This is a genomic window from Paraburkholderia dipogonis (assembly GCF_046027395.1).
GTDB classification, from domain to species: Bacteria; Pseudomonadota; Gammaproteobacteria; order Burkholderiales; family Burkholderiaceae; genus Paraburkholderia; species Paraburkholderia dipogonis_A.
In genome coordinates, this window is the sequence record NZ_JAQQEG010000005.1 from 238,395 (window position 1) to 260,066 (window position 21,672).

The window sequence follows — 21,672 nt, forward strand, 5'->3', positions numbered from 1 at the left end:
TACGCATAGCCGGCGAGGGCGGTCACTTACGCGTACGCCGGCTGTGCAGGTTGAACGACGGTCCGGGTCGTTGGGCGTCCCGGTTACGCGGGGGCCTGGGTGGCTAGCAGGTCCTCGATCCGAACCGGAAGATTGCGCACCCGTACACCCGTTGCGTGATACACGGCGTTTGTAATGGCGGGGGCAATCCCCGCCATGCCGATTTCGCCGACCCCGCGTGCGCCGAGCGGATTCAACGCGAGATCCGGATAGTCGAGGAAAGTCACGTCGATCTTCGGCGCATCCGCATGCGTGGTCATGACATAGTCGGCGAGGTTGCGGTTGATCGGGGCCCCGGTGCGCGGGTCGTAGTGCGTTTCTTCAAACAGCGCCATGCCGACGCCCATCACTACAGCCCCTTCGATCTGGTTCAGGGCTGTGCGTGCGTTGATGATCTTACCGCCGTCAATCAGGCTCACTACACGGTTGACTCGCAATCGTGCTGTCTGCGGCTGCCAGGTCACCTCGATGAAATGCGCGCAGTACGAGTGGATCGACACTTTGGCTGCGTCGGGATCGTCCTGGCTCGCGCCGGACCGGCCCCTTCCGACCACCATATTGATCTGTGCCGGTGCGAGGATCCGCTCGAACGGTACGCCCGCGCCCGGCGGGGTCCCTTTCCGGTAGACCATGCCGCGGTCGAACGCAAGCTCAGTGGTCGATTGGCCCTTGAAGGGCGAATTGTCCGCCTGGGCCGAGGCGACCAGAAGTTGTTGGACCGCTGCTTGAGCCGCCTGCGTCGCTGCCGGAACCAGCGATGCGGTCGCCATTGATCCACCGGACATCGGTCCGGGTGGCAAGCGTGTGTCACCGAGCACCACGGAAATCCGCTCGAGCGGGATGCCCGTCACATTGGCCACTATCTGAGCCAGCACCGTGTAGGTTCCCGTGCCGATATCCTGGGTAGCTGTCGACACGCGCGCTGTCGCATCGGCATGAAGCTCGACGATGATTTCTGCTGCGAGGCGCCTCGCGGCCCACGACCCCGCTGCAACGCCCCAGCCCACCACCATGCCGTCGCGACGCATGGACCCGACCGCCGCCGTGCGCTGCGCCCAGCCGAATTTCTCGGCGCCGAGCGTGAGGCACTCCTTGAGATGCCGCGAAGAGAACGGCACCTTCAAGCCTTCGTCAATCGCGGGCTCGTTGATCAGGCGTAAGCGGACGGGATCGATATTGAGCTTGATGGCGAGTTCGTCGACAGCCGACTCGATGGCGAACAGGCCGGGAACGGCACCAGGGCCCCGCATGGACGTACTAGGTGCGATATCCCGGCGTGCGTACGCCGCAGTCGCGCGCAGGTTAGGTGAGCTGTACAGATAGCCCGTTGTCTCGCCACAGTTCTCCTTACGCATTTCCTTGCGTGCTGCCTGATAGACGTAGTCTTGCTGCAGCGATGTGAAACGTCCCTCGGGCGTCGCCGACAGGCGCATGCGTTGTTGCGTGTTCGTGCGGTGACCAACGTTGTGGAACATCATCGCACGGGTCACCACCAGCTTGACCGGCCGCATCAGATTGCGGGCCGCGGCGGCAGCGAGCAAAGAGTGTGACCATGGAAACAGCTTGCCGCCAAATCCGGACCCCAGGTATTTCGTGATCACGCGCACCTGGTCCTGCGACACGCCCAGCATCTGCGCCATGACGAGGCGCTGGTTGACGATCGACTGGGACGTTTCATAGAAGGTGTAGTTCATACCATCGAACACGGCCACCGTCGCATGCAATTCGATAGGGTTGTGCGTTTCAATTGGCGTCGTGTAGGTCCGGTCCAGCTTCTGCGCATCAGGGGCAACCGCGAACGCGGTATCCACGTCGCCTCGTTGCGTGTCGACGCTCGGGGTCTGCTCTGGCGACATTTCGATGCGGACATCGGGTCGGCTCGACGAATATGCCACCTTCACCGCTCGCGACGCTGCAGTTGCCTGTTCGAACGTATCGGCTACCACCAGGCCGAGGTATTGGCCATAGTAGTAGATGTTGTCATCGTCGAACGGCGGCCGCTTTTCGTCGATTTTCGTGTCGGGCGCAAAACCGACGCGATAGAACTTGCCGATGTTCTCGCGTGTGAAGACGGCCCGGACCCCCGGCATGCCTGCGGCCGCGGCGGTGTCCAGATGGGTGATGCGCCCCTTGGCGATCGTCGCGCAAACGGGAACGGCGTAAAGCGTCCCGGGCAAGTTGACATCCGAGGTATAGGTTGCGGTGCCACTGACTTTGAGCGGCCCGTCAATTCGAGTAAACTCGCCGCCAATTATCGGTTGCGTTTTATTGCTAGCTAATTGCATATTCTCTCCGCGTCACGACCGTTGCATCAGGCAGTTTGTGTGGCAAGTGTGAGTGCGTGCTGGATGCAGCGCTTTGCGAGTTCGACCTTGAAGCCATTTTGGCTTTGTACGTGCACCGCCAGCAGCGCTGCTTCGGCCGCCGCTCGGAAAGTCGTGGCGTCTGGGGTCCGTCCGAGCAATCGGGCTTCTGCCTCTTTCGAGCGCCACGGCTTGACGCCGACGCCGCCCAGTGCGATCCGGATGTGATCGATCTTGCCCGATGAGACCCTCATGACGACTGCTGCGGAGGCCAATGCGAATTCGTACGACGCGCGGTCGCGTAGCTTGAGATAGACGCTGCGATTGCCGGGCACCAGCGCGGGAAGCGTCACGTGGGTAATGAGCTCGCCGGGTTTGAGGGTAGTTTCGCGTTCGGGCGTGCTCCCGGGCAACAGGAAGAAGTCGTCAATGGCGATGTCCCGCTTGCCCTGCGCGCTTTCGACGTGAATCGTGGCCTCGAGTGCGGTCATCGCGACGCTCATGTCCGATGGGTTGGTCGCGATGCAATGCTCGCTAGTCCCCAGGATGGCCAGGTTTCGGTTGTACCCGTCAATCGCGGAACAGCCCGTGCCGGGTTCGCGTTTGTTGCATGGCATGACGGTGTCGCGGAAGTAGACGCAGCGCGTGCGTTGCAAGAGATTGCCCCCGGTCGTCGCCATATTGCGCAGTTGGGCCGATGCCCCGGATAGCAACGCTTGAGACAGGACCGGATAGTGCGTCTTGATCAACGGGTGATTCGCGAGGTCGGCATTGCGGACCGTTGCGCCTATCGTGACGCCACCGCCGTCGATTGCCTCGACCTGGTCGAGCGGCAGTCGATGGATGTCGATCACCTGGGTCGGACGCTCGACGTCGAGCTTCATGAGATCGAGCAGCGTCGTCCCTCCCGCGAGGAAACGGATCGACGCGCCATCTGGTTGGCTGTTAGCGGCAGTCTGCGCCAGTCCGATCGCCTGGCTAACATTGGCGACGCGTTTGAGCTGAAAGGGTTCCATGTGTGCGCTCCGCTTAAACTTTGCGACGAATCTGCTGGATGGCGGCCACGATGTTCGAATAGGCACCGCACCGGCAGATATTCCCGCTCATCGCTTCCTTGACATCGTCGTCGCTGTGTCCGTACGGCTCCTTGAGAAGCGCGACAGCGGACATGATCTGCCCTGACGTGCAGTACCCGCACTGGAAGCCGTCATGTTCGACGAAGGCTGCCTGCATCGGATGGAGTGCGCCGGGTTTGCCGATGCCTTCAATGGTTGTGATCGCTTCTCCCTCATGGGTGGCGGCAAGGCTCAGGCACGAGTTCACTCGCCTGCCATCGACATGAACCGTACACGCACCGCACTGACCGTGATCGCAACCCTTCTTGGTGCCGGTCAAATGCAGATGCTCGCGCACGCAGTCAAGCAGGGTTGTGCGAGGATCGATATCCAGGTTGTAGTTCGTACCGTTGACATTCAATTGGACATGCACATTGGCACTGTTCGCCGTCGCGTTCGACGCTGCTGATGCTTCGAGACTAGTGTCATCGGAATCCGCGAGTGCAACTGAGTGAAGTTGTCCGGTGCTGATTGCTACCCCGGCAGCGCCCACGCGGGTCAGGAACGATCGACGCGTTGGGCGTTCAAGCACCGACGCAGGGTCGTCTTCGCCGGCGTCCGGCTGTTGAGACTCTTTGCTCATGAATCTGATTCTCCGCTGAACCATGAATCGATGGGATGCGGATGCCGTTTGCTGCTCGGCACTCGCTATGCTGATCATACAAAGCTAGAGTGGCGCCAAGATGGCCGCGAACTGACGGCTGGATGAAACGTCGCGATTGTGGCCAATGCAGGAGGCTTTTTCGACCGCTCGCGACGCTTTGACACAGCCCGACTCGATCTCGACCAAGTGATTGTTTTGAACGCGCGGCCTATACTTTTCGATGACGGTCTTCGCGCATTTAAATTGGCTTGTCTGCAGACGATTGTCTTCGGTTTGCGCAAGAGTGCCCTGACCAAATCGGAAAGTAGATTTCTGTTAGTCGAGCGAATACAGGCGGGCACAGCGATGCGCGCCCCTCTAATTGATCGTTCGGTCAGGGTGGCAGTAATTGGAATATGGACAACCGTCTTTCCGACAGTACCGGGTCCGTATTGGGTTCGGGTGTTGCCGGCCCGTTCCGCGTCCGCCACTCCGATCATCGCACCCTCGGGGACGGCCTCCTATCGCGATGCACCGCTACGGGCGCGTGTTGCGGCGCTTCTTCCTCGTGGCCGCGGACTTCGTCACGGGTACGACCGGCGACGGCCGATACGCTACGTCGGGCCAGCCCGCACTGGATCCGACATACCCATGCATCGCCCGCGCTAGCACGGGGTAGGGTCGCCGTTCGCGACAACTCGCGCCGCGCGCCAATCACGACGACATAGATCTGCCTGCACGGTGAGGCGCTTCCGAAACGACGGTGTGAGGGGCAGGGCTTTTCTGCTCATCGTGCTATTCCTGGCGGTGGGAAGGGCGGTCCGCTTCGAACAATAGGTGAGGTTCGCCGTGAACATCAATGAACATTGCTATCTACTTCGGCATTGCTCCGGCAAGCGTCGTGATCAGCGAGCAGTCCATCCATACGCTTAAGGCAGTGCGATCCGTTTGGGGCGATCGCCAGATCGCCTATCGTGCTTCATGCCCCTTATGGTCGGCGCTTCTCTCGCGTTTCCCCGCAAGCGGTCGCTGGCCGAACGCGGGAATGAACTGCGGCAGCATCGAGGCGCTAGCAAAGACGAGCCCAACGCCGCATACACCCGGCCAATGCCATACGCTCCACGCATAGTTGCCAAGCGTTGCGCCGATCGCCCCGCCCGCAGAGCGGATCGACATATAGAGCGTGTTGGCGCGGCTCATCGCAGTGCTCCGCACCGCCAGGTTGCGCGCCATGTTCGAGACATGCGCGCTTTGCAAGCCGAGGTCGAGCAGGATCACGCCGGCGATTAGCCCGCCGATGCTCGCGCCTTTCCAGGCAAGCAGCACATACGACGCGATGAAGACGACGCTGGCGGCGAGGATGACACGACGCGGATCGCGCACATCGGTCAGCTTTCCCGCGGCGTAGGACGCGCTCGCGCCGGCGACGCCGACGAGCCCGGACAATCCGGCCGTCTCGCTGCCGTAACGGGCGTCGAGGCCGTGCAGGTGAAATGCGAGTGTCGTCCAGAAGGCGCTGAATGCGGCGAATTGCAACGCCGCGATGGAAGCGGTCTGCCGTACGACGGGCTCGTCGCGCAACAACGCAAGCAGCGAACCCATCAACGCGCCATAGCTGCCCGAGAAGGTCGGCTCGACGCGTGGAAGCACGCGCGGAGTTGAAACGTTGACAGTGGCCGCGAGCCTGAGACAATTGTGGAGGGCCGCGGTCAATTCAAGAACATGCCGAGAGAATTCGGCGGTCGGGCTTTCAACGCTGTGTTTCGCGATAACGAGGCGATCGCAATCCGCACTGGAAAATACTTATTAGGCGACTTTCATTCATGGACTTCCCGGACTTTTTCTGGTGCTCATGGCACGTTGTCGTTGCTGTCGGATATTGATCCGCCAACGCAGACGATTGACCGTACGATGCGCCTGGAAGCTTCAGCCGATAGTCGCAGCGTGCTTTTGGTCGCTTCAGTTACGCACTATGGTGCGCGTCCGTTGGTATGAGCGGGCTGCCTCGGGTGCACGCCAGAAAAAACTTATAGTCGCTCGCTAGTTGCGCCTGCATCGGATCCGGGGCCGCAACCGGCACTGACAAGGCGACCGGTAACTCGACTCGACATTTCCTGGGTCGCTCCCGGACGATCGCCGAAACCAGAGACGGCGACGGCCGGCTGTTGCCCCGTTGTTTTCAGGCGCGGCATAGAGACTTCAGATGGCTTTGCAGCCGTTCAACAGGATATCGGTTGCAGAGCGCACCTTGTCGGACAGGACAGCCCGTTTGGGTTTCGCTACTATCCCAAGCGATACTTGCTGATGTATCTCGTAAGTCAACATGTCGTGAAACAGTACCGCAATTTTATGCGGATCGACAGAGCCGATTTCACCGATGCGTTGACGCTCTTCAAAGAAGTCTGCCAGCAATCGGTGAGTCTGGGCAGGGCCGCGCTCGAACCAGATGCGTCCCACCTCCGGGAAACGATGCGCCTCGCCGTGAACGAGGCGCTCGAGGGCAACCGCTCGAGGCGACAACACCGCGTCAAGAAGGGCGTGGCCAATTGCGTGCAACGCTTCGCGCAACGGCGTTGAGACCGCCTTGATCCGGAGGAGTTTTGCAAGTATCTCGTCGCACAGCGCGCCGACGGCGGCGACGAACACGCCTTCTTTTCCTTTGAAATACGAGTAGATGGTCGTTTTCGACCCACCGACTGTTGCGATGATTTCGTCAAGGCTGACCCCATCGTAGCCCTTTTCGAGAAATAGCTCAGAGGCGATGGCCAGGAGATTGCTCCGCTTTTGAGCGGATCGTCGGCCTGATAACAAATCGGCTTCCTGATTCTTTCGAGCCTTCGCAATTGTTGTCGTCATGGCGCTTCGAGTTCGAAGAAGGTTGTAGTTGGTCATCAGAACCGTCAGATGTCTGCGACCCGATAAGTTCCACAGTATAGTTCGTCATCCGCCCAGAGCCGCCGGTCTCACGGTGTGACGCCGGTGGTCGACAGATATGTGAAGAGCCACGGCAAATGGACCTATCTTTACCGCATCGTTTACCGGGCCGGAAACACCGTCGATTTATGTTCGCTTGTTTATGCACTGACAGATAAGTCGAAGATGGTGTCGATGGCCACCGGACGATGTCGCAGAAAGCCCTGTGCATAGTCAATCCCGATTTCGCGCAGCAGCGTTTCCACGGCCTCGGTCTCGACGAATTCGGCAACCGTCTTCTTGCCGGTTATCTTCGAGACTTCGCTGATACACCGTACCGTCGCCTGATCGACCAGGTCCTCTTCCAGGTCGCGGATAAACTGACCGTCTATCTTCAGGTAGTCGACGGGCAGATTCTTCAGATAGCCGAAGGACGAAACACCGCTTCCAAAATCATCCAGCGCGAAGCGCACGCCATAGGTGCGCATGGATTCAAAAAACAGTCTCGCGTCGCTGAGATTGGTGATGGCGGCGGTCTCAGTGATCTCGAAACACAGCTTGTGATGGTCAAACTCGCAGGCCCCCATCAACTCCAGAACATAGCGATGAAAGTCGAGGTCCGCGATCGACAGGCCAGACAGGTTGACCGACACGGTAGCGACATGTGACATCTCCGCCGTATGCCTTGCCATCCACTCGAAGACCTCACGCACCACCCAGCGATCGATACGCGAGGCCATATGGAAACGCTCCGCGGCGGGAAGGAACGCGCCGGGCGAGATCAGTTCTCCATCATCGCCAACCAGTCTTAGCAAAACCTCGCCGTGTATGCCGCCGGTGTCATGGCCTAATGGTGTGATCTGCTGCCAGTGCAGGATGAACTGGCCGTTGTCCAGCGCCTGTTCGATGCGGCGCACCCATTGCATGTCCGAGCGATGGGACTCGATTATCGCGTCATCAGCAAAGTAGGTGTGCACCCGGTTTCGCCCGGCCTCCTTGGCCGCGTAGCAGGCGCTGTCGGCCGCCCGCAGCAGGTTCGCCGTCGTCGGCCAGCGCCGGTCCACCGGCACCAGCCCGATGCTTGCGCCAATGTGCAGACGATGGATTCCCAGTTGAAAGCGGAATGCGTCGATTTCCAGACAGATCTGTTGCGCGACGCCTTGAGCCTCTTCGATAGAGCAGTGCTCGATGATCAGACCAAACTCATCACCACCCAGGCGCGCGAAAGTATCGCTCTTGCGCAGGAGTCGCCCAATAACGCCGGCAACCTGCTTGAGCAGCCTGTCTCCGGCAGCATGGCCGCCTGCGTCATTGACCAGCTTGAACTGGTCCAGATCGACATACATCAACGCGTACTCCGCTTCTCCTCTATGAGCTGAAGCAAGCGCGAGTTGCAATCGATGCTCGAATTCGTCCCGGTTGATGAGACCGGTGAGCGCGTCGTGTGTCGCACGGTACGTCATCTCGCGACTTAGGCGGCGCTGTTCCGAGACGTCACGAAATACCAGCACAACCCCCAGCGTGTCACCCTTGGCGCTTCTGATCGGCGCAGTGCAATGTTCAATGAAATATTCCCGGCAATCGCGACTGGTCAGTACCGTCTGACCGTCCACGCCAACGACCTGGTCGGCAGCCAGACACATCTCCACCGGGCTCCTGGCCCGCAAGCGAGTTGAGTCATCGACGATACGGAATACCGCAACAGATGACATCCCGCGAGCCGCTGCGGTAGTCCATCCCGTGAGCTTTTCAGCGACAGGGTTCAGGTACTCGACCCGACCCTGCGCATCCGTCGTGACCACCCCTTCACCGATCGCATGGAGCGTCACGTGCAATCGTTCGATCTGCTCGGCCAACTCGGCCTGCACGCGTTTGCGCTCGGTCACGTCCTCGATCACCGTCAGCGAAAGCAGCGGGCTGCCATCCGGGTCGCGTTGAATGAAAGACGACGCGACTATGTCTATAACGGTGCCGTCTTTATGCACCGCCTGATATTCGACGCCTTTATACCGGCCCGTTCGAAACAGTTCCGGGATGACGGTTCCGGTGGCATAGGCGCGCGACGCCGGCGTCAGGAAGTCAGCCCATAAACGGCCAACCACCTCGTCGCGCGCGTAGCCCAGGGTCGCCAGCCAGAGATCGCTGACGTGTACCAGGCGCCCTTGTGAATCGATCGAGTGCAGCATGGCCGGCGTGGCTTCGTACAGCATCCGGTAGCGTCGCTCATAGCTATTCAGCGTTTGTTGCATCCACAATAATTGCTGTGTGTTCGACTGGGACGGATATCGGTCTGTCATGTTCATTACATGAGTTCCTGCTCAACAGGCATTCCCACGTACTATTTTATTGTGAACCAGGGGTGAGGCTATCGACGCCTGCCCGATTCCTGGCCCAGTGCGGCGAGGATGGCATTGGTGAGTTCAAGCAGCGTCGAGTGATATTCGGCGGGCAAGGGCATGTCGTCCATCTGCGCCAGGGCATCTTCAATGCCCTGCCGGAATGACCGGTTGACCGCGGCGCGCTGCGACATCGTGAGGTGCGGCAGGGTCGCATCAAAAAACGCGCCCAGCACCAGGGACCGCGCGCCAAGCATGCTCACTGTCTTCGTGTTGGCGTTCACGATCCCGACCATCTTGCCCAACACCTCGTCAGTATTGTTCAATTTTCCGCCCACTCAGAATGCCTGCCAGTCCACAGCATCACTGGTGTCTGTCGCGACTGTCGTGCTCCGGTCTGTTTGAATGCCTGACCTCATCTCTGGTCTGGTCCGTGGTGCACGAGGGGTCGTGCGAACTGTCGGTGCCGACCGGCGCGGATCACTGCGCTGGGCAACCGCTCGTGATGCCGATGGTCCCATTTCGCCGACTTTGAAGAACGCCACCGTTTCACGCAGGCTTTGGGCCTGCTCGGCCATCGACTGCGCCGCCGCCGAGGCTTCTTCGACCAGCGCGGCATTCTGCTGGGTCACCTGATCCATCTGGCTGACCGCCTGATTCACCTGCTCGATGCCGGTGCTCTGCTCCTCCGACGCCGACGAGATTTCGCCCACGATATCGGTCACGCGCTTCACTGACTCGACGATCTCGTTGATCGTGCTGCCCGCTTCCTCGACGAGCTTCGAGCCGGCGTCCACCCGATCCAGCGAGTTGCCGATCAGATCCTTGATTTCCCTGGCGGCCGTAGCGCTGCGCTGGGCGAGCGTGCGGACCTCACCAGCCACGACAGCAAACCCCCGACCCTGTTCGCCCGCGCGGGCGGCCTCGACTGCCGCGTTGAGCGCGAGGATGTTGGTCTGGAATGCTATGCCCTCGATCACGGTGATGATCTCCGACATTTTGGCCGAACTGCTGGCGATCTCATGCATCGTCTCGACCACCCGCCCGACCACCTCGCCGCCACGCTGCGCGATGTCCGAGGCCGTGCCGGCCAGCGTGGCTGCCTGCCTTGCATTGTCCGTGTTATGACGGACCGTGGCGGTCAGCTCTTCCATGCTTGAAGCGGTTTCCTCGAGCGACGCCGCCTGCTCTTCGGTGCGGCTCGACAGATCCAGATTGCCCTGTGCGATCTGCGCACTCGCGGTCGCCACGCCTTCGGCGTTTTCGCGCACATCTGACACGACTCCCAACAGGCCGTCGCGCATGGCCTTCAGCGACGCCATCAGACTGCTCGTGTCGCCGGGCCGCAGGTCGATCCTTACACCCAGATCGCCAGTGGCAACGCTTTTGGCCAGTTCGGCAGCGATCGCCGGCTCGGCCCCCAACTGCCGCGTCACGCCGCGCGTGAGCCCGATCCCGATCCCGATACCACTCAAGACAGAGAAGACCACCAAGGTGATCATCAGGGTTCGGCTTTCCTGATAGAGCATCTGGTTGGAGTCGGCCCGCTCTTTCGCGCCTTTCTGCTTCAGATCCACCAATACGTCCATCAGGTCGTCGACCTTGTTGGTTCTCGACCGGAAATCGCCGAACAGGTAGTCGGTCAGCTCACCGTGATCCTGTAGCGAAGCAGCGCGGGCCTTGGCCTGCATTTCTCCGACGGCCCGCGCATAGTCCTGCCAGCTCTGGTCGAGCTCGGCGAAGGCAGCCTTGGCTTTGTCGGTCACTAACGTCTGTCTGGCCTTATCGAGGTTCTCCCGCGTCAGTGCCAGTTTTTTTTCGCTGTCGGCGAGGAATGCGGCTCGCTGCTCGGCGCTGGAGGCCAGAATGGCGTCGCGCAGCGAACGGCTGACGTACAGGAGGTCAATGTTCGCCTGCTCGGTAAGGTCAAGCCCGATCAGATTGACACGATAGATATCGTCGCCATTGTCGTTAATCTTATCCATATCGCGGATGCCGATCCCACTGACGACGGCGCCAATGGCACACACCAGCATAAAGGCACTGATCAGTCTGGTACCCAGTTTCATGTCGCTGAATTTCATAGTTTCATTTCTCAAGGTCAACGAGGTATTGCCGTGTCCAACCGATCGTTGAAATTACGTGCTGATTACAGCGATGGGCTGTGCGATCCAGTTCGCAATCGACGCCTTCGGTTCGCCGAGGTTAGCGTGGTAATGATACCATACGGTACGGTACCGAAATAAGATTGCAGACCGTTTGACATCGAGGGAGCACGCACGGGCGGCTGGTCTCGCACCGTCTCTCCGCGCTGCATGTACAGGTGGGTTTCGCGGGAGTGTTGATCTGCGTGGCGCTTGGGATGATGGCGAAGGCCGGGCTAGGTGGGTGACGCTCGTTGGCCGCACTTTGGAGAAAGTGACATAAGCCAAGGCTTTTAAAACATCTGGTTAAAGCAAGTGAGAGCCCAGGATTGCGCCATCGCAATCGAGCCGAACCGTATCTTCGTGGGCCGTCCCTCACAGCCTGCCGCGCTGCTCATCTTCTTTCCCTTGCGCGATCAGCCAGTCACGGAACTGGGCAACTTTTCCATGCCTTAATTCATGCATCCGCAACGACACGAAGTGCGTTTCGCGCTCGAAACGCACGAACGCGCCGCGTCCCACTTCCACCAGTTCGCCGCGTGTGATCTCGCGTTCAGCCAGGCGCACGCTTTCGAGCACCACACCCATTCCATCGACGGCGGCGGAGATCGCGAGCGCCGCGCGGTCGAACGACGCGCGCGACCTCGTTGGTAGCTCGAGCCCGTTGACGTCGAACCAGTCGCGCCACGTGACACGGCTGAGCTGCGAGTCGATCAGCGGCAGGTGGCTCATTTGCCGCGCAAGCGGCACCTCGTCATGGATGAGAGCCGGAGAACAGAGCGGCACGATTGCTTCGCGGCCGAGCGCAATGACTTCGACGCCCGGAAGTTCGAGCGCTGCCGCATAGGAAATCGACAGATCGATCTCCTGCAGGCGCGTGAGGTCGATCGGCTCGGCACCGGTCGAAAGCCGGATCGTGATATCCGGAAACGCCTTCGCGAAGGCCGGCAGCCGCGGTGCCAGCCATTTCGCCGCAAGACTCGGCGCGCAATGCACGGCGAGCACCTGCGCGTTCGGTGCAAGCGACACGTCGTTGCACGCGGCCTCGATCACGTCGAAGACGCGGCTCAAACTCCCGAGTAGCCGCTGCGCTTCCGGCGTCGGCTCGATCCGGCGGTTGCGTCGCAGGAATAGCGGGCGGCCGAAATACTCCTCCAGTTCCTTCACCTGATGGCTGATCGCCGATGGCGTCAGATGCAATTCCTCAGCCGCGCGCGCGAAACTTTCGAGCCGCGCGGCGGCCTCGAAGCTGCGCAATAGCACGAAGTTAGGCAGACGTCGCAAAATGGGATCCAGACGAGACAGATGAATGGCATTCATGCTTCCATGAACATTCGTAGTTTGTCAACGTTCCGGCCGGGCACGATGATGGAAGCACTCACAACACGGAGCCGGAGGAGTTCAGATGTCGGAAGTCATGGCTGCACCCGCAAAGCCGCTCGATCTCGGCGGACGGACATCGATCTATCAGCCAGAACAGCAGGGCCTGATCTTTCCCGAGTTGCCGTCGTTCGACAACGTCGCCGCGCATCGCCAGCATCTGAAGGAGCGGCTCGTCGGGGCATGCCGGGCGTTCGGGCTGCAGGGTTTCGACTATGGTTTCGCCGGTCATCTGACCGTGCGCGATCCGGAAAATCTCGGCCTGTACTGGACGAACCCGATGGCGGTTCATTTCTCGCAGGTCAAGGTGTCGAATCTGATCTGCGCGGACCATCAGGGCAATGTTGTCGAAGGGCGCTATGCGATCAATCGTGCCGGCTTCGTGTTGCACGCGGCCGTTCATGAGATGCATCAGGACATCGTCGCGATGTGCCACGCGCATACCGTGTACGGCACGGCGTTCGCCGCGCTGGGCAAGCCGATCGAGCCGATCAGTCAGGACGCGTGCGCGTTCTTCGAGGACCACGTGGTGATCGGCGAAGAGGCGGGCCAGGTCGCGGTCGAAGTGAAATCCGGGCACAAGGTCGCGAACGCGTTCAAGGACGTGAAGGCCGCCATCCACCAGAATCACGGACTGCTGACGGCGAGCCGGCATAGCATCGAATCCGCGGCGTTCTGGTTCATCGCGCTCGAACGATGCTGCCAGCAGCAGTTGATGATCGAATCGACCGGCATCGCGCCGCGGCGAGTCACCGAATCGCGCGCGCGTTACAGCCGTGAGCACGTGGGCAGCGACTACATCGGCTGGCTGCATTTCCAGACCATCTGGGATCAACTGGTCAATACGCAGCCTGACATGTTCGATTGACAGGGCTGTACAGGCGGTTCGCCGCCGCCTTGCGCGCGCACGAATGGCGGCGGCCTGGATGGTGTAGCTAGTGTCGCGTAAGCGCACGGCAAAACGAGCCCCGTGCGGACGACGAACAATCACAATGGAGACAAGCATGAATGCCCAGAATCCGGCGGTGCAAACGGAACGGGTGGAGCAGGCGACCTACACGAAAGTGATGTGGCGCCTGCTGCCGTTCCTGTTTTTCTGTTACCTGTGCGCGTATCTCGACCGCATCAACGTCAGCTTCGCGAAGTTGCAGATGTTGCAGGACCTGGGCATGAGCGACGCGGTGTACGGGCTCGGCGCCGGAATTTTCTTTGTCGGCTATCTATTGTTCGAAGTGCCAAGCAATCTGGTATTGCTGAAGGTCGGCGCACGGCGCTGGATCGCGCGGATCATGGTCACCTGGGGGCTGATTGCCGCCGCGATGATGTTCGTGAAAACGCCGGCCACGTTCTATGTGATGCGCTTTCTGCTCGGTGTCGCCGAGGCCGGCTTCATTCCGGCGATCCTGTTGTACTTCACTTACTGGTTTCCGGCGTCGCAACGTAGCAAGGTCACCGCGCTGTTCCTGACCGGCATTCCGATGTCCGGCGTGATCGGCGGTCCGCTGTCAGGCTGGATCATGCATTCGGCGTCGGGGCACGCCGGGCTCGCGGGCTGGCAGTGGTTGTTCCTGCTGGAAGGGTTGCCGACCGCCGTCATCGGCATCGCGGCCTGGTTCTATCTCGACGACAGTGTGGCCGACGCGAAGTGGCTATCGCGTGGACAGAAGGCGATGATCGAAACCAATCTCGCCGCTGACAGGTCATCGCGCAAGCTTCATTCGTTGCGCGACGGCTTTACCAGTCCGGGCATCCTGAAACTGAGCGCGATTTATTTTCTGTTCGAAATGGGCCTGTACGGTGTGTCGTTCTGGTTGCCGTCGCTGGTAAAAGCCGCCGGCGTTGCGAATCCACTCGATATCGGTTTGCTGTCCGCCGTGCCGTATGCAGCGGCGACGGTCGCGATGATCGTGGTCGGCTATAGTTCGGATCGCCGTGGCGAGCGCCGCTGGCATCTGGCGGTGCCCGGACTCGTCGGCGCGGTGGGGCTTTGCCTGAGTGTCGCCTGGGGACACAGCGTCATACTCGCCATGACGGCGCTGACGATCGGCACGATGGGCGTCATGACCACGATCTCGCAGTTCTGGGCGCTTCCGCCCGCGGTGCTCGGCGGCGCAGCGGCCGCCGCCGGCATTGCGCTCGCCAACTCGGTGGGCAGCATTGCGGGCGTGGTCAGTCCTTATGTGATCGGCGTTTTGCAAACCACGACCGGTTCGACCGGCAATGGCGTGCTCGGCCTCGCGGTGTGCATGGTGATGGCGAGCGCGCTGACGCTGACCTTGCCGGCGCGTGAGTTCAACAGCGGCGTGTCCCGGCGCGAGACGGACAACGACGAGGCACCCGTGTTGTCGGGGGCGTCGGGTCCGGGTGGAGCATAGGGCGATAGTCCGAGACGTCATTCGTGATGCGTTCATGCGATATGTCCCGGCGCGGCGCCACCGTCGTGCGCCGCCGCGCCGGATCAGGCGGAGGCTTGTCCCGCGGCGAGCACGTGTTCCAGTCGCTCGATCAGGTTGGCGCGCGCGCGGCTCGTGTGCTGCTCGGTGAGTTCGACGGCCTGGGCCGCGTCGCCGGCCGCGATGGCCTGGGCGATGGCGGCGTGCTCGTCCCAGATCGCGGCGCGCAGCTTCGACGACTGCAACACGGCGCCCATCACGCGCCGCAAATGCACCCAGTGCAGATGCGCGCTTTCGCCGATCAGCGGGTTGCCGGACGCCTGATAGATGGCGTTGTGAAAGGCGACGTCGGCATCGATCATCGCCTTCACATCCTTGCCCTTCGACGCGCGCCGGCCTTGCGCGATCAGAGCTGGATCAATGTTGCTGCGGCGCTGCGCCGCGAGTTTCGCGGCCAGCGAGTCGAGCGCGCCGCGCACTTCATAGAGCCGCCCAATCCACTCGACGTCGAGCGGGGCAACGAGCACGCCGCGGCCCGGCGCGTCCTGCACGAGGCCGTCTTTTTTCAGCAGCCGCAGCGCTTGCAACACGGGCGAGCGCGACACCGCGAACTGCTCGGCGATCTCTTCCTGCGTGAGGCGCACGCCGGGCGCGAGCGAACCGTCGCTGATGGCGTCCAGCAACACGCGGTAAACCTCGTCCACGAAATCGGGACGAACCTGAATCTTGTCGAATTTAACGGACATGGCGCTCTCTGTACTTTGGATACAGACTACAGTGGGTGGCCTGCGGGGTCAACGCGCGCATCGCGCCGTTTGTTGCCGTTTGTCGTCAGCCGTGTTCGGGTGAACGAGGTGGCGTACTGGCACGCGCGTTAACCCGTATAGGCATCGGATTCGGACGGTTCTAATCTTTGTATACAGAGTTCGGAGTTCAGTACCCAACCAGATAGGCCGTTGACTGCGGCCCGCTTCAATCGGAGAACGTTCCCATGACAATCAAGTCGGAAAAAATGGACGACGGCAGCAGCAGCGGCGGTGCCGTGGTCAAAAAACTCGTACCGTACGGCGGCTACTACACGAACAGGGTGCCCGATCACGATCCCGAGTTGACCGAGACTGGACCTGGTACGCCAACGGGCGAATACATGCGCCGCTTCTGGCATCCGGTCTGCATGGCGATGGAACTGACCGACACGCCGCGCTTCCTGAAGATACTCGGCGAGGAACTGGTGGCCTTCCGCGACGGCAGCGGCCGGGTCGGCGTGCTGCATGCGCATTGCGTGCATCGGGGGGCATCGCTCGAATATGGCGCCATCCAGCAACACGGCATTCGCTGCTGTTATCACGGCATGGTGTTCGACGTGGACGGCACCTGTCTACATGTGCCATTTCCGAAGGGCGAGGAAGCGGAAGCCGAGAAATACGCGTGCTCGATCCGGCAGGGCGCGTATAAGGCCATCGAGCGCAACGGACTCGTCTTCGCGTACATGGGACCACCGGACGAAGAGCCGCCGTTCCCCGAATGGGAAGGTGATTTCACGGTGCTGTCCACTGACGAACTGGTGCCGTTCAGCAACTTCCAGCATTGCAACTGGCTGCAGGTGCAGGACAACGCCGCCGACAATTTCCACACGGCAGCGCTTCACGCGGGCAAGAACGTAGTGGACGGACACTTCCAGGGCACGACGTTCGACGAAGTCGGCGCGGCTTCGATGGAAGTCGCGCCCGACATGCAGTTCATTCCGGTGCAGCAGGGGCGCAGTCTCGCGTGCGCCGGCGCGCGGCGCGTCGACAAGGACCGGATGTTCGTGCGCGTCCAGCATCAGGTGCTGCCGAATCTGAGCCTCCATGCGTACACGTCCGAGGATGGCTCGGCGCGCAAGCTCTTCAGCCGCTTCCATATCGTGCGCTGGACCGTGCCGGTGGACGACGAGAACAGCAAGATGATCGGCTGGCGCGTCATGGGTCCCGGTATCGACACGCGCGGTGTCGGGAAAAAGGAGTGGGTGGGTTACGAATCGATCGACTTTCTCGAAGGCCAGGTGGCGATGCGCCGTCCGGAGCGCTTCGGCAAATACTCGATCGACGACATGCCGCCGATTCCTGCCGACCACCGCGAGCGTGAACACTACAAGGCAGCGCAATACGCACCGGGCGACTACGAAGCGATCATCAGCCAGCGGCCGATTGCGGTGCACTCGCTCGAACATCCGACCAGGCTCGACGTCGGCCTGTATCTGTTTCGCAAGATGTTGCGCGATGCCGTGCGCGGCAGCAATCCGGCCGCCGGGCCGCAGCAGTTCGCCGAATGGCTGCGTGCGGCTGGCGGCGCGCCGAACAGCTTCTGCTCGGGCAATGTCTTCGACTTGCCGGAGGCGGCAACCGTCGAAGAGGAAATCGCACGGCGGCGCAAGCTGTCGAAGGGTGTGGTGGCGATCCTGATCGAAAGCGAAAAGCTGCAGGGCGAAGCGCGCACCGCGTTTGTGCACGAGAAGATGGCGGCGCTCGAAGAGGACGTCAACGGCCGGACCGAGGCGGCGGCGAATCAGACCGCACGGGCCGAGTCGTAACCGGCACCGCGAAATCAACGAAGCATGCGGCGCCTGCGTGCGCCGCAAAGCGGAGACACCATGGCAGAAGGCGGCATAGCACAGACTCTGCAGTCCACGACACTGAGCGTTCTGGTCAGGCAGATCCGATACGAGGGGCGCAACATCCTGTCGTACGAACTCGTCGATCCGGACGGCGCGGAGCTGCCGCCGTTCGAAGCCGGCGCGCATATCGACGTACATCTCGGCGACGGCCTCGTGCGGCAGTATTCGCTATGCAACGCGCCGGATGAGCGCGGACGCTACGTGATCGCCGTGCTGCGCGACGAGCGCGGCCGGGGCGGATCCAGAGCGATGCACGAGCGGCTGCGCGTCAGCGAACGCGTGCGCATCAGCCGTCCGCGCAATCACTTCATGCTCGACGGTCGCGCCAATCGCGTTCTGTTGCTGGCGGGCGGCATCGGCGTCACGCCGTTGAAGTCGATGGCGCATCGGCTCGCGCGCAACGGTGCGTGGTTCGCGCTGCACTTCTGCGCGCGCGAGCGGGGCGCCGCGCCGTTCGGCGAAGAACTCGAAGCGATGCTCGACGCGGGGCAACTGCATTGGCACTTCGACGGCGGCGATCCATCGAAAGGGCTCGACGTACGGCGTTTGCTGGACGAGGAAGCGCCAAAGGGCACACACGTCTATTACTGCGGCCCGGCGGGTTTCATGCAGGCTTGCGCCGAAGCAACCGCGCAGTGGCCGCGCGAACGCGTGCATTGCGAGCATTTCAGCGCGCCTGTGGTGCGTGAAGCTGCGGAGCCGGGCGAAAGGCGCGATCCAGGCGGCAGCTTTGAAGTCGAAATTGCCAGCACGGGCCAGCGTTTGACGGTGCCACCGAATCAGAGCATCGCGGACGTGTTGCGGGAAGCGCATCTACCGATTCAGACTTCGTGCGAATCTGGCTTGTGCGGCACGTGCAAGACGCGGTATCTGGACGGCGAAGTCGATCATCGCGACTGCATTCTCGGCGCCGACGAACAGCGGGAGTTTCTGACGGCGTGCGTCTCGCGCGCGACGAGCGAGCGGCTCGTGCTCGACCTGTGATTACGCCGCATCCGCAGCCGTTGGATGCATCGTTCAGTTGCAGTACAAAAACGCGGGAGACGCAATGAATGTGCAAGACTATCTGACGGTTCGCGCCGGCGCCCAGCGGCGCGATGCATTGTTCCTGCTCGGCGAAACAGGCATGACGATGCGTGTGGCGCACCGCCCGGAATCGACGCTGACAGACTGGATGGAGGACACTGGCATACCCGCGCAGGCAAACGACATGCTTGCGGCAGATCCGCGCTTCCAGAACCTGATGGGCTTGATCCGCGCTTTCGCCGAGCCAGGCGGTTCACATGGAAACCACGTCGGCTGGGTTCTCGCCCGTAGCACCAGCGGGCTGGTGTCGATCTCGGTGCGCGACGCGGCAAGCTGCGAGACTTCGCTTCTACGCGAAGACGCGCAACTCGCGTTGCACCAGGCATGGCGCTATTGCGCCGCGGACGCGGTTGTCATCGTGCAGGGTCGCGCATCGCGCGAGACGGCCCCGGCGCGCAAGGCTCTGGCACGCGCATTCGGGCTCGCCGACGTGCGCGACCACATGTTATATGCGGCCGAAGGGGACGCTCAGGCGCGCCTCAGCGTGGGCTGCGTGAACTGAACCTCGTCAACCCAGCTTGCGGGACGGCGGCATGCGGCGTTCCTTCTCGATCTCGTCTTCTTCGAGGTTCCTGATGATCGTGTGCAACGTCTTGCGAAATTGCGCGAGCGTTCTCGGCGGAATGTCTCGCACCGCCACTTCATGCAAATCCTCGGCAAGCGGGATCAGGATCTTTTGCAGCGCCTTGCCCTTCGGCGTCAGATAGACGCAGATGTTGCGCATGTTGTCCGGCAGCTTGCGGCGCGTGATGTAGCCGAGCTTTTCCATGGCCTGTAACGCGCTATAGGCGGTCGGTTCCCGCAAGCCGGCCAGTTCGCTCAATTCGCGTTGCGTGAGGCCGTCGCGCTCCCACAGGATGCGCAGGAACGGCCAATGTCCCAGCGAGACCGAATGCTCCATCAGCCGGATCTGCAGTCCGCGCGCGATGGCGCGTTGCGCGTCCTTGATGACGTGAGCGAGCCGGTCATTCGGAACGGCGTCCCGCCAGTTGATCGGCATGGGCAGAGGCGGCTTGTCCCGGTCGTTTTTCGTGGTGGCCATCGTGATCGGATTGAGTGAACAGAGCGCATAGCATACACCGCCGGCTTCCCCTCCCAGCCGCCGCAGCCAGCTGCCTTCAGGCCGGTCGACATCGACGGCTGAGAGCAGGCACACAGAACCCGTCATATCGGTGCGCCGCCGTATTGACATTGTGCCGTTTGCATCTTAACTTCAACTATTATTAGATGTCGAAGTATCGACGGAAATCAAACGCCAGGTGCTGCCAGCCGAAGGCCGGATTCGCCGATGCACGACAACAAAGCGGTGTGGTTGGCGCCGCAAGACGGCGAACCGTACCGAAACATTGGAGGAAGACATGGCTGATGAACTGGCGTTGAACGCTGCATCGTTGCATGCGCAACCTGTGCGGCTCCTGTCACGCTGCATGCCGCGCGCGCTCCCTGCGTGCGTGCTGGCGTTGGGTCTGGCCGCGGGCGTCGTGAACGCCGCGTGGGCGGAAGACACCATCGCGCTCGGCATGACGGTGCCGATGTCGGGCGCGGGAGCGAGTTGGGGACTGGGGTCCGAGTGGGTCGGCAAGCAGGCGGTGCAGTATGTCAACAGTCATGGCGGCGTTCATGTGGGCGACAAGACGTACAAACTGGCATTGACCTCCTATGACAACAAATACACCGCCGCGGACGGCGTGAAAGTCGCGCAAACCATGCTCAATCGCGACGGCATCAGGTTCATTATCCTCGGCATGTCGACGCAAGCCGTGGTCGCCACGCAAAGCCTTTCCGAACGTTCGAACGTGCTGATGTTCACCATCAGCTGGTCCAATGCGATCAAAGGTCCTAAATATCCGCTGACGTTCACCACCATGAATACGCCGACGGAGTTTCTGGAGCCGCTTTATCAACTCGTGATGAAACAGCATCCGAAGATACGCACGGTCGCACTGATCAGCCCGAACGACAGCGCGGACCAGGAAGTCGCGAAAGCCGCCACGGCGCATTGGGAAAAGCTCGGCGCGAAAATCGTCGGTCAGTTCACGTATGAGCGCGGCACGACCGAGTTTCAGCCGGTCGCCACACGCGCCGCGCAACTGAAGCCCGACGTGATCGACACGCTCGGCGCACCGCCCGGCGACGTGGGCGTGCTGTACCGCGCGCTATCGGATCAAGGCTGGGACGGCGTGCGGATTGCCTCCGCCGGGACGGTGTCCGACTCACTGATACATACCGGCGGCAAATCGCTCGAAGGGCTCTACATGGGGCTCGACGCGGTGTTTTCGTCCGCGGGCGCAACGCCGATTCAACGTGATCTCGACGCGCGCTTCCAGCCGATTTTCCACGAGCCGCTGAATCTCACAGACCTGTCCGCGTGGGACGGCATCATGGCGCTCAAGGCCGGTCTCGAGAAAGCGGGCCGCGTCGATGCGACAGCGGTCGCGAAAGTGTTGCCCACCATCGTGTTCGATTCGAGCTTTGGGCCCAGTGCGTTCGGCAGCAAGAGCCAGTACGGCACGCCGCAACAGATACTGTTGCCGGTGATCGTCACGCAGGTGCGAGATGGCAAGGTGGTTGAGATCGCTCGAATCGAGTCGGCGGAACTCAAGCAGCGCCTGGTTGCTAAATAACCTGTGAGCAGGCGGCGCTGCGCGAATGCGCAGGTCGCCCGCACAGCTGTCGATAAAAAAGCCGGGCGACGACACCCGGCAACTCGTCCTCGCAAGTCGC

General features: G+C 61.5%; 17 protein-coding genes. 6 read left to right on the forward strand and 11 right to left on the reverse strand.

Features of this window, described 5'->3' with window-relative positions; translation table 11 throughout:
* Window positions 1–83: 83 nt before the first annotated feature.
* The 9 genes from PQR32_RS07745 to PQR32_RS07785 form a co-directional block, all read right to left on the reverse strand.
* On the reverse strand, window positions 84–2,324 hold the full coding sequence (locus tag PQR32_RS07745; RefSeq protein ID WP_408223961.1) for a xanthine dehydrogenase family protein molybdopterin-binding subunit: 2,241 nt from the start codon (window positions 2,322–2,324) through the stop codon (window positions 84–86).
* Between the two features lie 26 nt (window positions 2,325–2,350).
* Entirely contained in the window at window positions 2,351–3,358 is a 1,008-nt protein-coding gene (locus PQR32_RS07750; protein ID WP_408223964.1) for an FAD binding domain-containing protein, read from the reverse strand.
* Between the two features lie 13 nt (window positions 3,359–3,371).
* Window positions 3,372–4,040: a (2Fe-2S)-binding protein gene (locus PQR32_RS07755; protein WP_408223967.1), complete on the reverse strand. Its 669-nt coding sequence runs from the start codon at window positions 4,038–4,040 to the stop codon at window positions 3,372–3,374.
* A 969-nt stretch (window positions 4,041–5,009) separates the two neighbouring features.
* Window positions 5,010–5,690, reverse strand: coding sequence for an MFS transporter (locus tag PQR32_RS07760; protein ID WP_408223970.1), 681 nt, complete (start codon window positions 5,688–5,690; stop codon window positions 5,010–5,012).
* Window positions 5,691–6,239: 549 nt separating this feature from the next.
* Window positions 6,240–6,932 (reverse strand): TetR/AcrR family transcriptional regulator, encoded by a 693-nt coding sequence (locus PQR32_RS07765; RefSeq protein ID WP_408223973.1) that lies wholly within the window; start codon window positions 6,930–6,932, stop codon window positions 6,240–6,242.
* A gap of 182 nt (window positions 6,933–7,114) precedes the next feature.
* Window positions 7,115–9,256 (reverse strand): EAL domain-containing protein, encoded by a 2,142-nt coding sequence (locus PQR32_RS07770; RefSeq protein ID WP_408223976.1) that lies wholly within the window; start codon window positions 9,254–9,256, stop codon window positions 7,115–7,117.
* 62 nt (window positions 9,257–9,318) lie between these two features.
* Window positions 9,319–9,615 (reverse strand): hypothetical protein, encoded by a 297-nt coding sequence (locus tag PQR32_RS07775; RefSeq protein ID WP_408223979.1) that lies wholly within the window; start codon window positions 9,613–9,615, stop codon window positions 9,319–9,321.
* A 12-nt stretch (window positions 9,616–9,627) separates the two neighbouring features.
* Window positions 9,628–11,373: a methyl-accepting chemotaxis protein gene (locus tag PQR32_RS07780; RefSeq protein WP_408223982.1), complete on the reverse strand. Its 1,746-nt coding sequence runs from the start codon at window positions 11,371–11,373 to the stop codon at window positions 9,628–9,630.
* A 435-nt stretch (window positions 11,374–11,808) separates the two neighbouring features.
* Entirely contained in the window at window positions 11,809–12,753 is a 945-nt protein-coding gene (locus PQR32_RS07785) for a LysR substrate-binding domain-containing protein (protein ID WP_408223985.1), read from the reverse strand.
* Window positions 12,754–12,838: 85 nt separating this feature from the next.
* Here PQR32_RS07785 and PQR32_RS07790 point away from each other — a divergent pair, with 85 nt between their 5' ends.
* Window positions 12,839–13,681: a class II aldolase/adducin family protein gene (locus tag PQR32_RS07790; protein WP_408223988.1), complete on the forward strand. Its 843-nt coding sequence runs from the start codon at window positions 12,839–12,841 to the stop codon at window positions 13,679–13,681.
* Between the two features lie 136 nt (window positions 13,682–13,817).
* Window positions 13,818–15,188: an MFS transporter gene (locus PQR32_RS07795; protein WP_408223991.1), complete on the forward strand. Its 1,371-nt coding sequence runs from the start codon at window positions 13,818–13,820 to the stop codon at window positions 15,186–15,188.
* A gap of 83 nt (window positions 15,189–15,271) precedes the next feature.
* Here the strand turns inward: PQR32_RS07795 and PQR32_RS07800 are convergent, their stop codons facing one another.
* Window positions 15,272–15,952, reverse strand: coding sequence for a GntR family transcriptional regulator (locus tag PQR32_RS07800; RefSeq protein WP_408223994.1), 681 nt, complete (start codon window positions 15,950–15,952; stop codon window positions 15,272–15,274).
* 245 nt (window positions 15,953–16,197) lie between these two features.
* Between PQR32_RS07800 and PQR32_RS07805 the strand changes: the two genes are divergently transcribed.
* The 3 genes from PQR32_RS07805 (at window position 16,198) to PQR32_RS07815 (ending at window position 19,450) form a co-directional block, all read left to right on the forward strand.
* A complete protein-coding gene (locus tag PQR32_RS07805; protein WP_408223997.1) occupies window positions 16,198–17,778 on the forward strand; it encodes a Rieske 2Fe-2S domain-containing protein in 1,581 nt (526 codons plus the stop codon).
* Window positions 17,779–17,838: 60 nt separating this feature from the next.
* Window positions 17,839–18,846: a PDR/VanB family oxidoreductase gene (locus tag PQR32_RS07810; protein ID WP_408224000.1), complete on the forward strand. Its 1,008-nt coding sequence runs from the start codon at window positions 17,839–17,841 to the stop codon at window positions 18,844–18,846.
* 64 nt (window positions 18,847–18,910) lie between these two features.
* Window positions 18,911–19,450 (forward strand): hypothetical protein, encoded by a 540-nt coding sequence (locus tag PQR32_RS07815; RefSeq protein WP_408224003.1) that lies wholly within the window; start codon window positions 18,911–18,913, stop codon window positions 19,448–19,450.
* A gap of 6 nt (window positions 19,451–19,456) precedes the next feature.
* Here the strand turns inward: PQR32_RS07815 and PQR32_RS07820 are convergent, their stop codons facing one another.
* A complete protein-coding gene (locus PQR32_RS07820) occupies window positions 19,457–20,116 on the reverse strand; it encodes a MarR family winged helix-turn-helix transcriptional regulator (protein ID WP_408224006.1) in 660 nt (219 codons plus the stop codon).
* A gap of 190 nt (window positions 20,117–20,306) precedes the next feature.
* Between PQR32_RS07820 and PQR32_RS07825 the strand changes: the two genes are divergently transcribed.
* Complete coding sequence (locus PQR32_RS07825) at window positions 20,307–21,572, forward strand: ABC transporter substrate-binding protein (RefSeq protein WP_408224009.1); 1,266 nt, start codon at window positions 20,307–20,309, stop codon at window positions 21,570–21,572.
* Window positions 21,573–21,672: the final 100 nt, after the last annotated feature.